A 21,113-nucleotide genomic window follows, 5' to 3' on the forward strand; every position below is an offset into this window, starting at 1 on the left:
TAAATATAAAATTATATAGTAGGCATTTAATCAATTCACTATTATATTAAAAAGGAAAGTGGCGTTTATGAAAACTTACTTAAGACTTGAAATAATCTCACATGATCGAATAGGAATGGTTTTAGATATTTTAAAAAAGCTTTATGAAAATAACATCAGTATTCATTCTCTCGAGGTTTTTCCAAACAAAGTATACGTAAAGTCTGAAACCTTACAAGAAGAAAAAAAATCAAATACAATTGAAAATCTGCTCAATATAGATGGAGTTTTAAGAGTTCATGAAATCGAATTACTTTCTTATGAAAAAAACGAAAGGCGGCTTCGCGCCATTATAGATGCCGTACAAGATGGTATACTAGCTATAAACCACAGAGGAGAAATAGAACTCTTCAATAATTATTGTGAAAAAATATTTCACAGAAAAAAAGAAAATATAGTTGGGAAAAATATAAAAGAACTTTTAGGCTTCGATGGACCTATCATTAACCTTCTAAAAAGCGGTAAAAATTATGACAATATCGAAGTGCTTACAAAAGATGCCAAAGATGGTTTCCACTATATCACCTCAGGACGTTCTGTGAAAGATGATAGAGGGAAAACCATAGCTGCCGTTGCCTCACTTAAAGACATCAATGAGGCCTTAGAAATGTCAAATGTCATTACTTCAAAAGAAGAGTTTGCATTTAAAGATATTATAGGCAGCAGTCCCTCCATTATAAAAACTAAAAAGATATGTACATCTGTGGCAAAAAGCAATTCAACTATACTCCTTCGCGGTGAAAGCGGTACAGGCAAGGAATTATTTGCAAGGGCTATACATAAATTAAGCTCAAGAGCAGATAAGAATTTCACAGCTATAAATTGTGCCACCCTCCCGGATAATCTTATAGAAAGTGAACTTTTTGGGTATGTAAAAGGAAGTTTTACCGGTGCAGCAGAAAATGGCAAAGACGGTTTATTTAAGGCAGCAAATAATGGTACTTTATTCTTGGATGAAATAGGAGAACTGTCCCTTCCTCTTCAGGCAAAACTTCTAAGAGTTTTACAGGAAGGTACTATAAGAAAGATAGGCAGTACTGTAGAAGAAAAAATAGATGTAAGAATAATTGCGGCAACCAATAGAAATTTAGAAGATATGATCAAAAAAAATACTTTTAGAGAAGATTTATATTATAGGCTAAATGTAATACCTATATATATACACGGATATATATATTCCAGGCTTGGAAATCCAACTTGTTCAGAAGCTGAAGATAAATTAGCTTTACTAGAAGGCGGTGAAGCTGCCGTATCCACTTCATCTGGCATGGGAGCAATTTCTGCCGCACTTTGGACTGCACTTAAGGCTGGCGATCATGTAGTTGCATCAGACACTTTATATGGATGTACTTTTTCTCTTCTAAATCACGGCCTTACAAGATTCGGTGTTGATGTGACATTTGTTGACGCAACAAATATTGAAGATTTAAAAAAAGCTTTAAAACCAAACACTAAAGTTGTCTATCTCGAAACCCCAGCAAATCCAACATTAAAAATCAACGATATCAAAAAAATATCTGCTGCAGCCCACAAAAACAACAGGGACTGTCTTGTATTTGTAGACAATACTTTCTGTACTCCATATATCCAAAGGCCTCTGGAATTAGGTGCTGATGTAGTTGTTCATTCTGCAACCAAATACTTAAATGGCCATGGAGATGTTATCGCCGGATTTGCAGTTGGTAAAAAAGAATTCATAGATCAGGTTAAACTTTTCGGATTAAAAGATATGACAGGTGCAGTACTCAGTCCTTTTGACGCATACCTCATTATAAGAGGGATGAAAACTTTACCTATAAGAATGGAAAAACATTGTGAAAATGCCATGGAAGTTGCCAAGTTTTTGGAATCACATCCCGCTGTTTCTAAAGTATACTACCCTGGTCTTGAAAGCTTCGAATATCATGATCTAGCCAAATCTCAAATGAAACTTCCTGGTGCCATGATTTCCTTTGAATTAAAAGGCGGTGTATCAGAAGGTGCACTAGTTATGAACAGCTTAAAACTAGCTACGCTTGCAGTAAGTCTGGGAGATGCTGAAACTCTTATCGAACATCCTGCTTCCATGACTCACTCACCCTATTCAGCAGAAGAAAGACATGCTGCTGGAATAAGCGACGGCCTCGTAAGATTATCTGTCGGCCTGAAAAATGCAGAAGATATAATAGATGACTTAAAACAGGCTCTTGATCTAATAGCAAAATAACCTTTAACTTTTTACACTAACAAATTATAAAAGCAGGATAATATATTTATCTATTATCCTGCTTCTAAATCTCTCACTAATTCAATTTTTAAAATATCTCTCCAGTTCTTCCGCCCTTTTCATATCAAATATATCCACAGCAATTTTATCAAGGGTTTCATCTGATAAATCATCTATCTTATGAACATAGTTCTCTGGAAGTTTGTTAAATTTTTTAGAACGCATCTTGATAATTAATTCTGACTTGCCTTCTTTCCTGCCTTCTTCCAGACCCTTCGTCTTTCCTTCCTTTATAATGTTGTCTATAGTTTTACCTAAATTTGATACCATGGAATCCACCTCCCTCCGACTGGATTTTTCCAATATTTCCTCTGCCTTTATTCTGGATTCTCCATCCAACCTGAGTTTCATTATGCTTTTTAGCCAGGCTTTCAATATGCTTAGAACCTACACTTACGCTTTGATGCCTTTGCCTTTGCGGTATTCATTATCCATATTGACCTCTTCAAAGGTGCTCATGTTATTGATGACAGCCATGGCATTGCCCACAATTCCCATGGCGATCGGGCAGCCAGTACCCTCTCCAAGACGCATGCCGAGATTCAGCATCGGTTTTAATTCCATTGCATCTGCCGCAAGCCTGTACGCAGGTTCTTCAGAAATATGGGAGGGAATCATAAATTCCTTCGTAAGAGGATTGAATTTATATGCCAGCAATGCTGCGGCAATTGAAATCACACCATCGATAATCACCGGTTTTCGGTAATAAGCCGCGCCTATGTACAATCCTGTCATTGCCGCAATGTCAAGTCCGCCCACCTTGGAAAGTATGTCAACAACGTCGTCTGCATCAGGTTCATGCATAGCAAGTGCCGCAGTGATCACCCGCTTTTTATTTTCAAAAGCTTCGTCGCTCAGGCCGCCGCCTCTTCCAACCGCTTTTTCGGCATTGTTTATTCCAAGTGCCGCCATGATGCAGGCTGCCGCGGTGGAGGTGTTGCCCATGCCGACTTCGCCAGTTCCGATGATATCGTAGCCTTCACTGGATGCAGCTTTCGCAAATTCAAAACCCACTTCTATTGCTTTTAAAGCTATTTCACGGCTCATGGCCCTCTCCTTGTAAAAATCGTTAGTTCCGTTTGGCATAAGCCTTTTGTTATAAATATGGGGATCTTCAATTTCACCGATAATGCCCATATCAACAAGCCGAAGATCCACATGGTTGTACTCACAAAGAACATTTATCCCGCATTTTTTCCCTGAAGCATAGCCGCGCATTAAAAAGTTTGTAAAATATTGTGGAGCTGCGGTCACACCTTCCGCATAGATGCCATTATCCGCCCCGAACACGAAATGCACTTTTTTTTCTACACTGCTTTTTACTTTGCCCGTAATGCCCGCCATCTGAATACTGATACTTTCAAGCACACCTAAACTACCAGCCGGTTTTACGAGACTGTCCTGCAGATTGCGTGCACACTCAGCCGCCTCTGTATTTAACCCTGTAATTTTTTCTGAAATTTCTTTAAGTACCATTTTACTGTCCCCCAATGTTTTTAAAATTTATGATGAACCGGTTTTCCCCAAAGCCTGGGCGACCGGTTATCTCTTTATTTTATTATAGCAGATTCTTATTAGCCTCAGCATCAATTTTTAATTTGTAATTTTGTCAATCACAGTTTACCATTTATCATCACTTATACATATATAAAAATAACGGAGCTGGATCTGATTTACACAAATCCAGCTCCGTGAACCAAAAATCTCATGTTAAAAGTGCTGAAGTTCTTTTTCTGTCCAAATTAGAGCTTTGGCAGTAAAGAGCTTCTGCTGCATTCTCAAGAATATCCTTGGAGTTGTTTATAATTTTGCTTTTAGTGTATCCATCAATTTCTTTCAAATCCGCCAGACCTTTAGCTGCCATTTCCACTATCATATCCTGATACATAGCATCATTTACCACAGACACCATCTGGCTTTTTATTTCATCGGAAGCATCATCCAGAGGTTTTATGAGTTTCTTTTCTATTTGAGCTGTATTTTCAAGTATTGATACAATACTCAAATCTCCCTCTATATGTATACCATGTATGTCCTCACTTTTATGACCGTCATCTCCATAAAAATTCAGACTTATATCCAGATTTCCCCTTACTACAATATTTGAGCCATGACTGGTCTCTATACTGACCTGTCTGCCTGCAAACAAGCTTTTATCACCAAATATATCATTCATTATATTGTCCATGCTATTTATAATCTCTCTCGCGTTTTTTTCTATTTTTTCCTTTTCATCTTCTGTACAGTTGACGTCATTATATTTTTCGACAGTTTCTTCAAATCTTTGGACATATCCTTCAGCTCATCCACAGCTTTCCTTTTCTGCTGAAGAAGTGACATACCCTCCTGTATATGACTTTCGGCCAGCTGCCCCTTTCTAAGCTGCATCTTCAACTGATCCACTTTGAAATCATCAGCATCGAAAGGTTTTTGCTCCTTCATTCTTTCATTCAAATCACCCAGTGCATTTTTATTCTTTATGCGGATATTCATCATTTTATTTCTATTAATAACCCTTGAAATAATATTAATCATTTTAAGCTTTCCCCTTTTAACAATTTACCCTATTATCGTTCTCTGATTAACCCGGATGCGGCAAAACTACCCTCTTAAGAAAGTTTACTGCATCCTTAAACCAGCCTCTTTATAAATTTATATATTTTCCCCTTTCAACTGTCTCTGTTAGTGATTTCTACAGGGCATAGCCTATGGTCTTGGTAAAGAGCCCCGATTTCGCAAGGCTGATCTCTTTGCCCAACTGCAGCAGGCAATTCTCAATTTTTACTGCAATCAAAAAATCACTCCTGTTTTCATTCTTGATGAAATGCATATGGTTTCAAGTCATTTCCTAAATGATATCTGCCTTCTCTTCAATTTCAGAATGGATTCACAAAATCCTTTTATTATTTGCAAAACTTCAGCCTAAATATTGTGAAATTTATTTTTCATTATGTTCAAATAACCTGATAATCCTGCAAATTATTCCGGACTTTTATCTGCTTTATTCTGGATTTTCCCTGCTGATTTATTGTGAAAAATAACAAGAATGTATCAAATGTGTAACTTCTTCTCTGACTTCTTCTATTGAGCCACTTAAAAAGCAACCATTTGACAACATTCTGAAAACTCTTCACACCTCTTGTATAATAAGCCGATTTAATGGGGAAACCCTACTTTAATACTTTCAGACTTTAATTATTTTTACCTTTACATCGCTTCTGCTATCATCGATTCTGCATGTCTTTTATACCAAATGGATATTTGAATTGCTTCCTTAGTATAAATATAGTATCCACTATTATCCAAAGTTACTAATTTTTTTATTATATCTCCTCCATGATCATCTTCTATCCTATTCAACCAATCTTCAATCCATGAATACAAATATGAAAATTCATTTTTTCCATTATCTTTTTCTTTTATAAAATTTAATGTATTTAACAGTCCATTGTTTTTTATCAGCAAAGGTAATTTTCTACAGCAACTCCTCATTCTTTTCTTGTTATTATCATTTATATTACAATCTTTTAAGAATCTTTTTAAATTTATATAGGAAGTTATTGCCCTTTTCCTGTTTAAATCTATTATTCTACTTTTATTATCCATCAAAATTCATCCCCAAACTAATTATCTCAGCTAATCCTTTTCCCAATGTAGCATTTCCACCAATTTGTAGAATTTTCAATTGTCCATTAGAAAGCTTTTGCATAAACTTATTAAAAACTTGGTCTTTATTTTCTTTATCGAAAATATCATTGAATTTACTAATTATTCCATAAAATATAGTTTCAGAAGGGATATATTCTTGAGTAAACAGACTTTTATTTTTTGAAGCTTTTACATCATTATTTATTTCATTTCTCATAACAATTTCTGTATAATAAGTAACAAAATCAATAAAATTTTTATTAGATACAACTACAATTCTATTCAAAACAGTATTGAAATCCTGCATACCACAAAACATGTCTTCAAATTTTATTTTTCTTGTTTTAAATAAATAATCATTCAAATAAATATATTTAGGAATATTTTTATCAATATCAAATGGTATCAGCACCATATCATCTTTAACATATTTACATTCATCTATTAGCTCTCCCAATTTTTCTTTATTTATATCATAATCTGTATTATATAAAATACTCTCTTCAAAAAATCTTTCTAATATATAAGGACAGGATATTAGTGAATATATGTTTACAGATGATTTCACTGGAAAAAATAATAATTTAAAATCAGTAAATGCCAATTTCCCACTTTTTCCCTCTTTTCCAAACAATAATGGAATATCCTTTTCATTAAATAATTTTCTACAAGCTTCCCTCAACTCTCCTTTAAAAGTAGAGCTTTCAACTTTAGGTATATTGGTAGAAGACTCTCTTTGTACGGGCATATCCACCATTCCCAAACCTTCACTTGCTCCAACATGCATTGGTGCTATTGTTTTTAAAAAAAGCATTTTTGACTTATTCATTTAAATCCCCCATTTTTATAGAGCCTCTTCATATAATTCTTTTAATTTCTCACCTATCTCATCTATACCCCAAACTTCCAAGTTGGCCCTTGCAGCTGCCCTCAATGCATATATAACTGTTGAATTATATTTTCCAATTTTTTCTCTATCAGCTTTATCTAAACTACTTTTATTTTTAAAAATTTTATTTATAAGTTTTCTATCATATTGCAGAATCGGCGTTATCAAAACAGGTTTCCCATATACACCACCTGCTGCATAAGCTGTATACTGTCTTGCTTTTGCAACATCACTTGACATTACTCCTGATTTGCACTCAAACAATACAACCTGTCCACTTTTTGATAATAATACTATATCAAATTCACATAATTGAGTAGTATCCTTTTCCTTAAACTTTTTATCTATTCTATTTAAATTAATACTATGATAAACTCCTATAAAATAATTTTTCATTTCAGGAATTTGTATTATAGTATTCACTATAGATGATATTGACATATACTCCAATATATATCCGAATTTATTTTGATTATCATTTCTCATATTTAATAATATATTCTTATCCTCATTATCAAATTCATTTTTAAAATCTTTTTTCTTAAGCTCGTTCCAAAACTTTTCAACTTTTTCCTCATTACATATCATGTTGCCATTTTTATCTTTATGCTTATTTAATTCTAAAAGCCTTTCTCTAAAAAATTCTCCAAGCTCCATATCATTTTCATTCCTATAATGTTTATAAATTTTCTCACATAATTTTAATTGTTTGCACTCTTTAGTATCAATATTTTTATTACAATCATCAAGAAAATTAATTAGTTCATTTTTTCTGTTTGTTATTTCAAATCCAGCCAATTGAAATACATCTCTTATATGTAAATTATCTATACTGTATTTTTCATCCAATATTTCATATTGAAATCCTGAATTGTTCAGTTTTCCATAAACTATCTTATTTGAATTTCCTTCCAAATACAATAAATAATCATTTTTCCTCTGATTTTTCTTTATAAATTCCTGTATGGCAAATACTGTACTTCTCTGGCCTCCCGTGATATTCCAAAGTATTTTATTTTCCGAAGATATCCCGTTCATATAATTACATATACCATCCAAAAATTTCAAACCATCATCTTTATTTTTACTGATTATTTTTTTACAAAGCTCATCTTTTATGTATTTAACCTCTTTTCTCTCAATTTCAATAACATTTCTTTCATCTTCATCAGAATAGATTATATTAGATTCTCTTTTTTTAAGAACATCAAATAAATTTTTATCCCACTCTTTATTGTCAAACCGTTTAAAGACGCTATCCTTTTCTGATTCACTTTTCACAGTAATATTGAGTATTTTAACAGGTTTATTATAATTTTGTGATCTTACAACCTTAATTGGAATATAATTTACAATCTGATTTAAAGTTGAACATATGGCATATATATCTATATTTTCCCAAATATCTCTTAATTTCATAATTTATTTCCCCTTTCAAAAGGCATTATAATTACATTCCCAAATCCCTTAAATTTTTCTTTAACATCTAGTATAAATTTATTATATATTTCACCAATCTTTTTACCTTTAAAACAATCATTTTCCAGTATTAAAACACTCCCTGCTGGAATAGCTTTATTTATAGTTTTCTGCTCCCCTGAAGCCATATCAAACCCGCCAATATAATCTGGTCTTCCCGTAATTCTAATCAGTATGTTATCTTTTTTCTCCTTATTATCTTGTCCATCAATTATCATTAGACTTGTCAGAATGACTTTTATTTTATTGTTAAAAATAGTTATTCTATTAAAATAATTTTCTAAATCATCTAAGACATTTATAGATTTATCTGTAAATACAACAGATGCTATTTTCGATTCTCCTCCAAGTTTTAAAATATCATTTTCAAAAGGAATATTTTCAGGATCAATTCTACATTTCACTATATATGAAAATCTTTTATCAGCAAACTCTACCATATTAACTCTGTACATAAAGTTATTTTTAGCACTCCCAATTCCTCTATCCATTTCAATTCCAGTTTTAATATATGTAGTAAAAAAATAATCTCTTGAATATAATTGAATTTTATTTATAAATCCCTTGTAGTAACTATTAATTAAATCATCCAACCCTATAAATTTTCCGTCAGCTCTTTCATATTTGCTTATATCACTTATAGGACTATAAAAATGATTATCTTTATAAATTCCCAAAGCCGTGCCAAATTTATTTTCAAAAAGATCTAAAGGAGCTTTTATAAACATCCGTTTTTTAACTTCATCATATAAATATATTCCATCTATTTTAAATACTTTTTCTAATTCCTCTGGAATATTACCTGACTTATTTTTTATATACTCTAAAATATATTTGAATTTTTTCTGTCTTAAAAGCATTGAAAATATAGCACCATAAAATACAGAAGGATACGGTATATCTAAGCTTTCTATATAATTGCCAAATCTTTTTTTAAAAATTGATCCACTTCTAAAGAACATAGTATCACTAGGCTTTATTTTAAAATAACATATTTTTTGCTTCAATTTTCCACCTTCTTTTCACACAGTACATAACCTGTTTCTCTAGAATATTTGTCTATTATGTGAAGTAAATTAAAATACCCGTTAATATCCATATAATAATCAGTAGAATTTACGTGAACAAATTCAGAAAACAGTAATTTCATTTTTGAAACATATTTTTCACAATTATTCTTGTCAGGAATCTTTCTACTTACAACTATTTGGATTATATTATCCATAATATTTTTTAAAACCACATATTCTTCAAAATCCATATTTTCTCCAAGAAGCGATATCTGTCTTTCCACATCATATATCAGGCTGTGTGATATATGATTTTCAAAGCCATAAACCAATTTATCAATTGCTTTTATATTTTCCTTTTTATCTTTTAAATAAGTTATTCTAACATTACAGCTGGAATCTATAAGTAATAGAGCCAAAGCACATTTACCATGATTTTTAAATTTTTCTTTGGCTTTTTCCAAACTTGTTCTAGACAAGTTGATGACTTTTTTAAGTGGAATGGAAGTGTGGGAAATAACAATTGATTTGGATAAACTTAATTTTCTTTTATCCTCTAGTTCTTTAAATTCTTCATCAATTGATTCAATAAATTTAAAAAGCATGGAAAGAGGAGAAAAAAACAATAAGTCATCTCCACCGGAATAAATATAAAGTTCATTTTTAAAATTAGTATTTCTTATTTTATCTTTTATTCTTTTACCAAATTCCAGTATTTCACCAGACATTTCTTTCTGGAAATTCAGCAAATCTTTTTTTTCATCCAAGTATTTCCCTGAAAAATGCTTTCCAAGATCATCGATATCAGCTTTAATCAAAGCATAATAACTGCTATTATTATCTGCTATACTGACGACAGAACTGTATCTTTGTTTTTCATTTGATGTTTTATTTATTCTCTTCTGAAAACAGCTCTCACATAGTATATCATCATAACATTTTTTATAACATTCACCTTTAAATTCATAATCTGCTTTATTTTTTACAAAAGGATTATTCTCTGAGATATACTTTCCCCTTCTAATCTCACAAACAGTACAATTATCTCTTTTTTTATCCTTATCAATATTATAATTTATTAACGATCTATCTTTGAATTTATCATTTTTATAGCTGTCCAATTTTCTGTATAAATTTTTATAGGCCTTTTTATAATCATTATCGGTATAATCTACAATTATAATATAAACATTTAAGTCAATAAACTTAAGTATTTCATTACTAGAATTTAAATCATTAATGTAATTCTTCAAGTTGTTTCTTACTTTTTTTTCAAGAGTATCATTATTTTCTTCACTTGAAATAATATTCAACAAAAAATAATTTGGTATATCATAGCTTTCATCTTCCAATCTAGAAGGCAGTAACAACTCAAGCTTTTCTATACAACTGATATGATCCTTTATAATTCTGTATATTTTCCTCAAATATTCAATTATGATACTGCTCCCATTATAAAAATCAACAGTTTTTCTTGCATTAGCTATAAAATTCTGAACACCTGACACTGTTACAAGCATTAATTTATTCTGCAAAGTTCTCCTCTCCCTATTTACATTTTATACGTCCATATCCTACAGAGGTCTTGGCTCCCAAAGGCATTTCCTTTAAAAAGCTTTTAAATTCATCTATTATATTTACATTATCCTTTCCATTTAAATTAAAACATTTATACTTGCATAAAATTATAATTTCAAATTCAGATCCTTTTTTTATTACTGGAAATTCTATAGGATTAGGTTCTAAATCATTTCGCGGCAATTTAGAATTAGAATAATATTCTCCGTAATGAGGTGTCATAACATCCACATCTATTTCAAAATTTTTAGGATAGCTATCCAGAAATATTATTTCACCTTTCTTGTCATTATTGCCAAACATTTTTATTATCTGTTCTGTATTTTCAACAGATTTTTTGTCATCATCATTAATTCTGTATTTATTATTTATATAATTTCTAAAAGCACCCTTTATGGAAGTTGCAGGTATAAAGGGAATACCATATATATGATCTAATTTAATAGATGTCTCCCTCACAGATATTTCACCATGTCCAATTACAAGTTTTGAACAATTCTCCACTTTTAGACATTCTGCCACCTCATATTTATATCTTTCTTTGTAATAATTCATAATTTTGTTGTTTTTAATGCTTATATATTCCATAAGGTTTCTATAATTATCAGAGTTACAATACTTGGGACATAAAATTTTTGCTTCATCCCCCTGCCATATTACATATTTGTTCATCAATAAATTGCAGTTAATATTTCTTATATTTAATGAAATATTTTCATGCTTTTTATTTTTACCATCATATAAATTATGAAACTTAAGATTATCTATATCAAAATACAATTTACTATAATCCATTATTTTAAATCTTCTCCTTTTTCGAGAACTGATATTAAATTTCTAAGTTGGATTGAAAAATCATATACATCTTTTTGCAGGAACATATAGCTGCTGCTGTCTAGTTCCATGACTTTATTTACTATTTCAATTTCCTTAACACCCTTTGAATTAAACCATGTATATGAAATATAATCACAAACAAACCTAAGCGTCAACATGTACTTCTTGTTCTTATTTTTAACATTTTTAAATTTTTTAATAAAATATTCAAGAGACGAAATAAGACCATTATTTCTAATCATCATAGGTAACTTTTTTATCCCAGGGATATCAAAATCATTTATTCTGTATTTTTCTTTAAAATTTTTGAATATAAATTTAGATTTTTCTCTATCATTCATAATTATTCTTCACATCCCAATTTATATAAACTAACAATACCTTTTCCAAGAGCTTCATTACCGCCAAAGTGAAGAATTTTTACATTTTTTAAATATTCTTCAAACACTTCACTTATTTTATCAATCTTACCACTATAATTTTTTCCGACTATATCTTTTACTTTTTCTTCTGATATCCTTATCTGCGTATCTAAAAATCCATACATTATGGATCCAACAGGAATATATTCTTCTGTAAATAAAGCTCCATCTTCTGAATCTACAACTCCATCAGATCCTATTCTAATTCTTGTATTAACCTCAGTACTCATATTTACAAAATAATCAAATACTTCATTGCTCACAACAACTATATCCTTTTTTAATTTATCGAAAATATAATTATCTTTTATATATTTTAAAAGTTTAAATATAGGTTGTTTAGAATTCTCGGGTAATTCTGTAACTTTATATCCAAACTCCTCCAGCCAGATATATCTTTCACTATTACGACTAATTATCAAGTTCGAATCATTTGAAATTATGTAAGCTGTATTTCCGGAAGGCATTACATCTTTAAGTTCTATTTTTGTAAATTTATTTTTACTATCAATATTCATAATCTCCAGATCTCTGTTAAACCTGTCAAGCACAAAGGGACAAGTTATCCATCCAAAAATACCTTTAGCAGATTTCACCGGAAAAAATAAAATTTTGGCATCTGTAAATTTTAAACTTCCAGTATAAGCATCATTATTATCTTTATCAGGGCCAAAAAATATATTGGTATATTCCCTATTTTCCGTCTTATTTCCAAAATCACATCTAAAAATGCCCTTTATACCTGAAGATTCCATTTTGGGAAATCCAGTATGTTTTTCCCTTTGAACTGGCATGTCCACTAATCCCATTTCAGTACCCGATCCCATATGAAGAGGCGTTTCACATTTATATAACAATAATTCATTCATCCATAATTCCTCCAAAATTATTTCAATCTACAAATTTTTATTCTACCTTTCTTTAGCATTTCATCATATTTTTCAAATAAAAGATCTACAATATCATTCTCTCCTTCATAAGCCTTTTTATTTTTTTCAGTTGAATTAAAAACACCTGCTAATTTTATCAATAATATCTTACAATCAGCTCCATCCCTTAAAATCTTAATAATCAAAGGAGATGCTCCTCTTACAGGTTTAGAGCTTGAAGATTCAGATTTTAAATAATTATTTCTTATCTCTTTATATGTTCTCCCTATAAAATTCAAATTGTCCATAAAATTATTTTTGATTTTACTATTCTCCATATTGAGATTACACAGATAGATTTTACATCCTTCCGAAATAATATTAGGATAATTTCTACATTCCGAACTCTCTTTAACTTCAAGTATATTTTTGCAGTAATTTATTAATGGTTTTTCGTTTTTGAAACACTCTGTATATAAATATTTTTTAATATTATCCATACTGAGGCTGGACTTATTATCTATGTCTTCTACAACAAAATTCCCTCCTCCCCTTCTGCTTCTAGTACCTATCCCCCCAAAAATCTCAAGTAAATTAAATGCCTTTAAATACTCTTTCACATATTCCTTATTTTTATCTAGAAATTGTAATGTCACACTGAATTCTGTTCCTTCATCAAAATATTTTTTGTCTTTATTCAAATAGAGTATAGAATAAAAGAGATATTCATATCCCTTCATATGATTACAGGTTTGTTTTAAATTTCCATTTCCTAATATTGTATAAGTATCTCCTAGTTCAGCTATAATTTTTACTTTAGATTTCTTTAAAAATTCCTCTTTTCCTTCTATAATTTTACCTCCAAATATCTCCGATTCCTTATTTCTCATATCAATAACATTTTTAAATTCTTTATATGCAGCACGCCACCAAAACCTCATAAGCCCTTTTATAGAAGATGCTCTTATTTCAGGTTCACTACCATTACCATATACAAATGCAGGTGTGATAAACCTGCATTTTAATATAATTTTTTCCATATCAGTTCTCCTTATGTAGATTCAAAATTTATACATCATTGTTGTATTACATATAATTTCTACATTTTATTTATTTTTCCTTTCAATAAGACAATTATTTATAATAATTTCTCAAAAAATAGTATTTTAATTAATTTTCTGAGTATTTCGTTTCAATAAGACAACTAACACGGTCATTGAAACGAAATACTCAAAGAGAGGAAGCTTTATAAAAAAATGAAATTAAGTTAAATGAAAAATCAAAGAATACTGACGGAACTGTACACAATGAAATTTATTAAACAAATGTTTAAAGATAGAATAGAACCATTTATGTAAAATTATTGCCTGTACTATTTTACATAGGGATGGATAATAATAGCATTATTGCAAACAAAAATTACTACAGGAGCTTATAATCCTATAGTAATTTCCAAATAAATTTTATTTTACACAAATCTATGGACACTCTCTAAGAATCATTTGATAAATCAGATCTTTCTATGATCTTTCTTATAATCTCAACATCAATGTCATTTATATCTGCTATATATTCTACTGAAAGTCCCTTGCCATACTGTTTTAATATCAACTGTTCTATACCTTCTTGCTTACCTTTCTGTTCAAGCTTTTTATCAAGTTCAAACTTCTTCATCATGTCCATTAAAAACTCCATGTTGTTCTCACTTATTTTCGGCATTCCCATATCTTTATACACCTCCCATTAAATAGTGGAAAGTTGAAAATTAAGAGTTAACAGTATTGGTAGATTTTCAGCTATCACAGAAAATCTTCATTATCAACTCTCAATCTGATATTTTTCCTTCAGTTCCAGTATTCTTTCAATACTTAATCCCGTTCCTCTGGCTATCATTTCTTCATCTATTCCAAGTTTCAGAAAATTTATTGCATCTTCTTCTCTACCTTCTTCTTTACCTTTCTGTTCAAGCTTTTTGTCAAGTTCAAACTTCTTAATCATGTCCATCAAAAATTCCATATTGCTTTCACTTATTTTCGGCACTCCCATATCTTTATACACCTCCAATATTTCATCGGGATCCACTTTTGCAAGTACATCCATTATAACTGCATAAAGCGGATCCTTTATATTACTTATGTATTCTGTCAGCCAGTTTTTCATCAAATTCCTGTCCTGCTGCCGATTCTGAAGCAGTTTTAATTATCCGGCTTCTCCGTCATCCAATTGTTTTGACACTAAAATTTGAGTGTCTATGTCCGTATCTTTTATATAATATATGCCGCTGCCAGCTTTTTCTATATCAGCCTTTATCTCATTTTTCAAATAATCAAGCAATTTCCCGGGATATCTGCTGGAAGTCAGAGTTATGGTCATTTCATTTATATTAATCNATATCAGCCTTTATCTCATTTTTCAAATAATCAAGCAATTTCCCGGGATATCTGCTGGAAGTCAGAGTTATGGTCATTTCATTTATATTAATCTTATCTGTTTCCCTTGAAAGTGCTTTATAGAGATAAGCATATGCCTTGATCTTGTAATAGTCATCTATTGATATATAGTCTGTGGGAGATTTGTATTCCAGTATATTGTATTTTTTAAATAACCTGCCCAAAGATTTGTCTATCCTAATTTCCCTGAGCTTTTTAATTACCAGTACATCTATCCTGAGAGGCTCATCCGTAAGCTGATATTCCGTTATAAATTCAAGATATTTTCTGTATTCCTTGAGTTCCAGCTGCACTGCCGCCGCAAACGCCGGATGCCACTTGATCTTTTCATCCGCCAAATCCATCAACCACCCTGCTTTATTATTTTTATTATATCATACATTATGCTCACAAAAAGTTAATCTTATTCAAACATTTGTTCTTTTAATTCAAATCTTATTACTACTAATTTTATTTTTCTCTCAACTGCCTTTCAATTTCTTTTCCGATATCAGGCAATTTTGATAATTCTCCTGCAATAAGACATCCTTTCGAATTTTCAGTCGAGTAGACTTACACCTTACAACATAATCCCTCCACAGAATCTGTACGTGCGGCCTTCCCGCATACGGCTCCTCATAATAACATTCTATGGCGATGAAAAGACGGCACTTTATAAGGCACATCCACATAAAAATAAAGAAGGGATTGATGATAACGGAATATTAAAGCTGCTGCCGGAGGAAACAACAGTCATGCATGACCACAACAAGGTGAATTATAACAGGGAGTACAGCTTCAGCAATATTGAGTGCAATGTCCATCTGCTGAGGGATCTTCAGAAAACGACGGACAATCTGCAGCACCAGTGGTCTGAAGAACTGAAAAACCTTCTTGAAAAGACCAATGTGCAAGAAGGGGGAACGTACCTGGATTTGATTTACACAAATCTAGGTACGTTCCCTAAATCCGCATTGATATATCCTTTGATGGGTCAATACTTTCGATATTGATTTTATATGCATCTGACAGAGGGCTGTCAAAACCGCCCAATTGCTCATACCAGCCTTCTGAACGATACTGGGAACAGAAAATGGTGGATGACTTCTTCCGTCTCCGATGGAGAAGTTCAAAGATATCCTTCTGTTCATTTTCATTTGGTTTCAGCAGAAGCCACTCATCAATGATGAGGAGCACAGGGTTGGCATACTTAACCATAACTTTCTTATATGTGCCTTCGTTCCTTGACATCTCAAGATCAATGAGAAGATCAGGAAGCCTTACATATTTCGTGTTATAGTATTGTTTGCAGGCCTCCATACCAAAAGCACAGCTCATATAAGTTTTTCCACAGCCTGTTGCGCCGGTAATAAATTCCGGTGTTCAGTGATATATTCACAGGTTGCAATTCTTTTGATGAGATCTTTATTCAACTTACGGCCTGAAGTGTAATCAATGTCTTCAATATAAGCTTCAGGCTGGTCGAATTCAGCCTTATTAATCAACCTTTTCAGGCGTTTGTTCTTACGGCTGCTGAATTCTATATCGACCAGCATACCGAATCTATCCTCAAAAGGCACATCTTTAATCTTAGAGTCATTCAGCTGGCTGCAAAATGCATCTGACATAGCGGTCAGGCGCATTTCAATTAATTTGTCAATGGTGCTCTGATTAGTCATAGTGTGTTACCTCCTGTAATAATCGGCACCCCTTGTGATGCCATATTTATTCCGTGTAGTTTTCAGTTTGGGTTCTTCCGTCTGCCCTCTTTCTTCTGGAAAGGCTTTGCATTGAAAGCTTCTAGTTTCTCACGGATAGTTTTGTTCAATTCGGCCAGTGAAAAGAACTGTTCATTGCGTAATGCAGCAGTAATCCAGGTGGATATTCCATTGACAGAGGCTTCCGCATTTGGTTTATCTTTAGGACGGCGGACCCTTGCAGGTATAATGGCTGTACCATAGTGTTCAGACATCTCATGGTAAATGGTATTCAACTGCTGATTATGCCATCCGCCATTATATACCACAGCCGTCTTGCAGTTGTCTGGTACGAGAATTTTTGCCACGCCGCCAAAGTATTGGTACATGTGGACATGGGCACTGATCCATGCCTGCTGTTTCTCATTGATAAATGCTTCAACATAGGCATACTGACTGTAAGTCATAACACCGACAAAGATGTAGGCATTGATGATTTCACCGGTATCTGGATCAATGATATGCGCTGGATCTCCTGCCCAGTCAACTTCAACTTGTTCACCGGGTTTACGGTTGATATGCATAGCAGCGCGACGTTTCTGCTCGTCTTGCTGTATGTAATAACAGAATTTTGAATACATAAGTGGTTCTTCACCATTGAGGCGGCAATCCTCCATGTATTCTGTCCATAGGAGCTTTTTGCTGACCCCGTTGCGGAATAGTTCCTTATGGATGTAAGCTAGATTTGGCATTCTTTTGTTGCTGTTGTTTTTGCCTGCTTTAGGAAACATTAGATTTTCCAAAGCCTTGTCTGTAATATTTTGCTCCAATGGCCATACAAGATTTAATTCTTTTGCACGATGCTGGACTTTGACAACAGTTTTCTGTGCAACACCACAGCTTTGCATGATGTTACGCTGGGTGAATCCAAGACTGGTTAGCCTTAAGATTTCCCGATATTTGGTCATAATCATGACCTCCTTATAATGAATTTACATTTTTAGATGTATAACTTCATTATAAGATTTATAAACGCTGATTTCTGCATAACGGAATGATGATTTCTTAAAAACTGGAATGATGATTTCTATGTACCGGATAGATGATGGATTTAAAGCCGGAATACTCATACATGACACGGACGCTCCTTCTACCCCATTAAATAAAACTTTAGATAATCAAATTTATGGATTACCTAAAGTTTTATCATGTTTACCTATATTTCTTAGTAATATTCCATTATCTATATACTGCCACGTTACTCTAATACTCATAGTAATTGTCATTTCAAAAATACCATTAGTACCTTGTATCCTCTTTATACGTAAAGATGGATGAAATTCAGCATATGGATGTTCGATAAATTTAGAAAATTGTTTTTTAAAAGATCCTTTAACATCATCAGGCAGTTTTTTATATTCTCTCTTAAATTTATCAGTACGTTCAATTATCAAGATCGTCAAACAACTCCTGTGCAGAATTAAATTTTTTAGTTTTTCCATTTTTTATATCTTTATCTGCCTGCTTTTCATCATGCTGCCACTCTTTACTCCAAAACCATGCTTGATCCTTCGGAACTACAACTACAGGTTTCAGAATAATTTTGTTATCTTCAATATCAATATCTATAGAATCCCCAGTCTTTAAATTCAATTTCTTTATTACTTCCTTTGGAATTGTAATCTGAGACTTTTCTCTTAATTGAGTAATCATATGATCACCTTCTTAAATTATTATTTTCTTACTTTCTAACTTTATTATATACGGATTTTTATTTATTGTACATAGTAATTTTAAATAAAGTTATATAAATTTTCATAAGTTGCAAGACGCCATGATATCTCAAGAGATACTGTCTATGGATGGGTGAAGGCCAGCAAGAAGAGAGGATCGGTAAGTCCACTTCCAAGAAACAAGGACAGCAGGTTGAAAGAGATTGAAAACAGGCTGAAATCCATAAGTACTGAAAATGATAGATTAAAAAAGATTGTTGCGGATAAAGAACTTGAACTTTCGATTCTAAGGGAACTCAGGAGTAAATCAAACCCCAGGTAACCGACAGGGTCTCTATAGCAAAAAAGTGGATAGATGCTGGATATAAAGCAGCCAGAGTCCTTTACTTTGCCGGTCTGTCACAGTCCTCTTCATCAGCTATCTTTAAAGATTCCAAATATAATCTTTTTGAAATTCTATAATCTTCTTGAATAAGGATATCCAAATATGACTTAATTTGATTTATTTTGCCCAATTTCTTTGCCAGCTGTAAAATACCTATGATTCAAATTGGCTTAAGCAGCATATCTTTGGCTCTATTCCTAGCAGATCTATCATCAATAATAACTCTACTTATATTTAATTCTCTAGCTGCTTGTATTACTTCCAACTCACCTCGATGCAATCTTCCCATCATTGCCTCAACCAACTCATTATTTTTTACTTTATAAATTATCATTTTATTATCTCTCACTGCATTAATGAGTTCTTGCTCGCCATAATGTCTTAACTCATTATTTTGTACAACTTCCCTATACACCTCTTCAGCTACATACACTTTATCAAAAAGTTGCCATAGTAAATTTAATTTTTTAATAATGCATAAACCTATGATAGGACTAGAATTGCAGATAACTTTAATCATCTTTGTACTCCTTCATCAAGTCTTTTAATGCTAATTCATCCTCCTTCATATCTTCATCGGTATATTCACTCCAGGGTATATTTTTTAATTTAAGCGTATATATAAAATCATTTAATGAAAGTTTTGCAATTTCTGATGCTCTTGCTAAAGAAACACTATTAGCCACAAACAAACTTATTGCTATTGAAATACGTACATTTTCATCAAGTGAATCACCATGTGCCAAATCATCTAATAACGGAATTACATCTTGCGATATAATCACAACATTGTTTTTCCTTAATTCCATAAACCTCAAACCTCCTTTTTATTATTATATCACAATCATATTATTAGTTAGCCTTTGCTTTTTCTGATAGGAGGTGGTGCAAACTCAACAACTCATGACAAAGTCTCATCTTTTTTATGCATCCTTCCACGATATATATTTGTAGTTAAGGGATCATACTTATTAAATTTAATTGGCTAATATATTGAGAAATAGTTTCAAGTATACTTGCAGGATTATAAGGATCATTATTTTCATCTCTATTTTAAGTTCATCTACTATTCCACCATAAATTAAATCATAAGAATCTATTGTAGAAGAATTCCACAAATCACCTTCATAACTTAAACACTGGAAGATTATCTACAAACCAATTAAATTCTTCTTGATCAACTTCCCAATATGAAAAACCAACAATTACAAATGCCTTTTTACCTTCAGACATAGAATCTAATATGACCCCCTGATATTAAACATAATACCAAATTTTAAAATAATTGTTAGAGATAGTAGCATAAACACTAACATATTCATATAAAATAAACCTCATAAAGTATCTATTTCAATGAATAAAAAACTATATTTTTAATTCATGTCCTGACATCTGTCTTGTTTCCCAGATTAGGATCTATTGAAATATTCGGCATTATTTCAGTCATCTATGCTGCAGCCTGATTATTTCTATACATGGCCATTTTCATAATTGCTATACCTGCATCCTACTGAACCTTTGACTGATTCATTACAATTGACAGTGCTGCTATATCCATACAAACATCAACTCTTCACTATTAACTGAATTCCTAAAAATACCTCTCCAAATCCTCTATCTTTTCTATATCAAATATATCCACACCAATGACTTTAATTTTATCATTAGAAAGATTTTCTATTTTATTTTCATAGTTCTCTGGCAATCCATTGAACTTTTTTCTCAACTGCTCAATAAGCAGTTCTGCCTTTTCTTTCCTGCCTTTTTCTCTTTCTTCTTCTTTTCCCTCTTCTTTACCTTTCTGTTCAAGCTTTTTGTCAAGTTCAAACTTC

General features: G+C 31.8%; 25 protein-coding genes and 4 pseudogenes. 5 read left to right on the top strand and 24 right to left on the bottom strand.

From position 1 onward, the window contains the following. Nucleotides 1-115: 115 nt before the first annotated feature. Nucleotides 116-1,183: pseudogene (locus ACFHWD_RS06210) on the top strand (sigma 54-interacting transcriptional regulator); the annotation flags it as partial. 21 nt (nucleotides 1,184-1,204) lie between these two features. After that, nucleotides 1,205-2,245: pseudogene (locus ACFHWD_RS06215) on the top strand (methionine gamma-lyase); the annotation flags it as partial. Between the two features lie 81 nt (nucleotides 2,246-2,326). Here the strand turns inward: ACFHWD_RS06215 and ACFHWD_RS06220 are convergent. From ACFHWD_RS06220 to ACFHWD_RS06235, 4 genes are all read right to left on the bottom strand, one after another. Beyond that, nucleotides 2,327-2,680: a DUF4351 domain-containing protein gene (locus ACFHWD_RS06220; RefSeq protein ID WP_378061025.1), complete on the bottom strand. Its 354-nt coding sequence runs from the start codon at nucleotides 2,678-2,680 to the stop codon at nucleotides 2,327-2,329. A gap of 18 nt (nucleotides 2,681-2,698) precedes the next feature. Next, the gene (cobT, locus tag ACFHWD_RS06225; RefSeq protein ID WP_378061027.1) at nucleotides 2,699-3,781 is read right to left on the bottom strand and encodes a nicotinate-nucleotide--dimethylbenzimidazole phosphoribosyltransferase; all 1,083 of its coding nucleotides are present in this window, start codon (nucleotides 3,779-3,781) and stop codon (nucleotides 2,699-2,701) included. A gap of 229 nt (nucleotides 3,782-4,010) precedes the next feature. Beyond that, complete coding sequence (locus ACFHWD_RS06230) at nucleotides 4,011-4,493, bottom strand: hypothetical protein (protein ID WP_378061029.1); 483 nt, start codon at nucleotides 4,491-4,493, stop codon at nucleotides 4,011-4,013. A gap of 29 nt (nucleotides 4,494-4,522) precedes the next feature. Next, complete coding sequence (locus ACFHWD_RS06235) at nucleotides 4,523-4,840, bottom strand: hypothetical protein (RefSeq protein ID WP_378061031.1); 318 nt, start codon at nucleotides 4,838-4,840, stop codon at nucleotides 4,523-4,525. A 166-nt stretch (nucleotides 4,841-5,006) separates the two neighbouring features. On the opposite strand from ACFHWD_RS06235, the gene ACFHWD_RS06240 reads away from it, so the two are divergent. Continuing rightward, entirely contained in the window at nucleotides 5,007-5,231 is a 225-nt protein-coding gene (locus tag ACFHWD_RS06240; protein ID WP_328706998.1) for an ATP-binding protein, read from the top strand. A 281-nt stretch (nucleotides 5,232-5,512) separates the two neighbouring features. Here ACFHWD_RS06240 and cmr5 read toward each other — a convergent pair whose 3' ends face one another. The 12 genes from cmr5 to ACFHWD_RS06300 all read right to left on the bottom strand — a co-directional run bounded on the left by cmr5 (nucleotide 5,513) and on the right by ACFHWD_RS06300 (nucleotide 15,410). After that, entirely contained in the window at nucleotides 5,513-5,911 is a 399-nt protein-coding gene (gene cmr5, locus ACFHWD_RS06245; protein WP_150356278.1) for a type III-B CRISPR module-associated protein Cmr5, read from the bottom strand. Continuing rightward, the gene (cmr4, locus tag ACFHWD_RS06250; RefSeq protein ID WP_378061034.1) at nucleotides 5,904-6,782 is read right to left on the bottom strand and encodes a type III-B CRISPR module RAMP protein Cmr4; all 879 of its coding nucleotides are present in this window, start codon (nucleotides 6,780-6,782) and stop codon (nucleotides 5,904-5,906) included. The genes cmr5 and cmr4 (ACFHWD_RS06250) overlap by 8 nt, the downstream gene beginning before the upstream one ends. A 15-nt stretch (nucleotides 6,783-6,797) precedes the next feature. After that, entirely contained in the window at nucleotides 6,798-8,261 is a 1,464-nt protein-coding gene (locus ACFHWD_RS06255) for a hypothetical protein (RefSeq protein WP_378061036.1), read from the bottom strand. Further along, nucleotides 8,258-9,328: a type III-B CRISPR module-associated Cmr3 family protein gene (locus ACFHWD_RS06260; protein WP_378061038.1), complete on the bottom strand. Its 1,071-nt coding sequence runs from the start codon at nucleotides 9,326-9,328 to the stop codon at nucleotides 8,258-8,260. The genes ACFHWD_RS06255 and ACFHWD_RS06260 overlap by 4 nt, the downstream gene beginning before the upstream one ends. Next, nucleotides 9,325-10,866: a type III-B CRISPR-associated protein Cas10/Cmr2 gene (locus tag ACFHWD_RS06265; protein ID WP_378061040.1), complete on the bottom strand. Its 1,542-nt coding sequence runs from the start codon at nucleotides 10,864-10,866 to the stop codon at nucleotides 9,325-9,327. Before ACFHWD_RS06265 ends, ACFHWD_RS06260 begins: the two co-directional genes overlap by 4 nt. A gap of 13 nt (nucleotides 10,867-10,879) precedes the next feature. Beyond that, on the bottom strand, nucleotides 10,880-11,704 hold the full coding sequence (cmr6, locus tag ACFHWD_RS06270) for a type III-B CRISPR module RAMP protein Cmr6 (RefSeq protein WP_150356273.1): 825 nt from the start codon (nucleotides 11,702-11,704) through the stop codon (nucleotides 10,880-10,882). Next, entirely contained in the window at nucleotides 11,704-12,087 is a 384-nt protein-coding gene (locus tag ACFHWD_RS06275; RefSeq protein WP_378061042.1) for a type III-B CRISPR module-associated protein Cmr5, read from the bottom strand. The genes cmr6 and ACFHWD_RS06275 overlap by 1 nt, the downstream gene beginning before the upstream one ends. Nucleotides 12,088-12,089: 2 nt before the next feature. Beyond that, nucleotides 12,090-13,037, bottom strand: coding sequence for a type III-B CRISPR module RAMP protein Cmr4 (gene cmr4, locus ACFHWD_RS06280; protein WP_150356271.1), 948 nt, complete (start codon nucleotides 13,035-13,037; stop codon nucleotides 12,090-12,092). Between the two features lie 17 nt (nucleotides 13,038-13,054). Further along, the gene (cmr1, locus tag ACFHWD_RS06285) at nucleotides 13,055-14,077 is read right to left on the bottom strand and encodes a type III-B CRISPR module RAMP protein Cmr1 (protein ID WP_150356270.1); all 1,023 of its coding nucleotides are present in this window, start codon (nucleotides 14,075-14,077) and stop codon (nucleotides 13,055-13,057) included. Nucleotides 14,078-14,528: 451 nt separating this feature from the next. Continuing rightward, nucleotides 14,529-14,762, bottom strand: a complete 234-nt coding sequence (locus ACFHWD_RS06290) for a hypothetical protein (RefSeq protein WP_150356269.1) — start codon at nucleotides 14,760-14,762, stop codon at nucleotides 14,529-14,531. Between the two features lie 93 nt (nucleotides 14,763-14,855). Next, the gene (locus ACFHWD_RS06295; protein ID WP_150356268.1) at nucleotides 14,856-15,197 is read right to left on the bottom strand and encodes a hypothetical protein; all 342 of its coding nucleotides are present in this window, start codon (nucleotides 15,195-15,197) and stop codon (nucleotides 14,856-14,858) included. A 39-nt stretch (nucleotides 15,198-15,236) separates the two neighbouring features. After that, nucleotides 15,237-15,410 (bottom strand): hypothetical protein, encoded by a 174-nt coding sequence (locus ACFHWD_RS06300; RefSeq protein WP_378061045.1) that lies wholly within the window; start codon nucleotides 15,408-15,410, stop codon nucleotides 15,237-15,239. A 667-nt stretch (nucleotides 15,411-16,077) separates the two neighbouring features. Between ACFHWD_RS06300 and ACFHWD_RS06305 the strand changes: the two genes are divergently transcribed. Beyond that, a complete protein-coding gene (locus tag ACFHWD_RS06305; RefSeq protein ID WP_378061047.1) occupies nucleotides 16,078-16,479 on the top strand; it encodes a hypothetical protein in 402 nt (133 codons plus the stop codon). On the opposite strand, the pseudogene ACFHWD_RS06310 reads toward ACFHWD_RS06305, so the two are convergent. From ACFHWD_RS06310 to ACFHWD_RS06325, 4 genes and pseudogenes are all read right to left on the bottom strand, one after another. Continuing rightward, nucleotides 16,430-17,145 (bottom strand): annotated as a pseudogene (locus ACFHWD_RS06310) (ATP-binding protein). The gene ACFHWD_RS06305 and the pseudogene ACFHWD_RS06310 sit on opposite strands and share 50 nt — an antisense overlap. Before the next feature lie 62 nt (nucleotides 17,146-17,207). Next, a complete protein-coding gene (gene istA, locus ACFHWD_RS06315; protein WP_347562616.1) occupies nucleotides 17,208-18,131 on the bottom strand; it encodes an IS21 family transposase in 924 nt (307 codons plus the stop codon). A gap of 216 nt (nucleotides 18,132-18,347) precedes the next feature. Further along, nucleotides 18,348-18,617: a hypothetical protein gene (locus ACFHWD_RS06320; RefSeq protein WP_190972171.1), complete on the bottom strand. Its 270-nt coding sequence runs from the start codon at nucleotides 18,615-18,617 to the stop codon at nucleotides 18,348-18,350. Then, nucleotides 18,607-18,876, bottom strand: coding sequence for an AbrB/MazE/SpoVT family DNA-binding domain-containing protein (locus ACFHWD_RS06325; protein WP_150356265.1), 270 nt, complete (start codon nucleotides 18,874-18,876; stop codon nucleotides 18,607-18,609). The genes ACFHWD_RS06320 and ACFHWD_RS06325 overlap by 11 nt, the downstream gene beginning before the upstream one ends. 108 nt (nucleotides 18,877-18,984) lie before the next feature. Between ACFHWD_RS06325 and ACFHWD_RS06330 the strand changes: the two are divergent. Beyond that, nucleotides 18,985-19,307: pseudogene (locus ACFHWD_RS06330) on the top strand (transposase); the annotation flags it as partial. Here the strand turns inward: ACFHWD_RS06330 and ACFHWD_RS06335 are convergent. The 4 genes from ACFHWD_RS06335 to ACFHWD_RS06350 all read right to left on the bottom strand — a co-directional run. Further along, a complete protein-coding gene (locus tag ACFHWD_RS06335; RefSeq protein ID WP_378061058.1) occupies nucleotides 19,280-19,441 on the bottom strand; it encodes a DUF3368 domain-containing protein in 162 nt (53 codons plus the stop codon). The pseudogene ACFHWD_RS06330 and the gene ACFHWD_RS06335 overlap by 28 nt on opposite strands. Beyond that, the gene (locus ACFHWD_RS06340; protein WP_378061050.1) at nucleotides 19,442-19,801 is read right to left on the bottom strand and encodes a hypothetical protein; all 360 of its coding nucleotides are present in this window, start codon (nucleotides 19,799-19,801) and stop codon (nucleotides 19,442-19,444) included. Further along, a complete protein-coding gene (locus ACFHWD_RS06345; RefSeq protein WP_150356263.1) occupies nucleotides 19,794-20,090 on the bottom strand; it encodes a UPF0175 family protein in 297 nt (98 codons plus the stop codon). The genes ACFHWD_RS06340 and ACFHWD_RS06345 overlap by 8 nt, the downstream gene beginning before the upstream one ends. 782 nt (nucleotides 20,091-20,872) lie before the next feature. Continuing rightward, nucleotides 20,873-21,113 (bottom strand): DUF4351 domain-containing protein (locus tag ACFHWD_RS06350; RefSeq protein ID WP_378061052.1); only part of this gene is annotated, 241 nt, incomplete at its 5' end.

The sequence above is a fragment of the Clostridium sp. MT-14 genome, from assembly GCF_042436595.1.
Taxonomy (GTDB): Bacteria; Bacillota; Clostridia; order Clostridiales; family Clostridiaceae; genus Clostridium_B; species Clostridium_B aromativorans.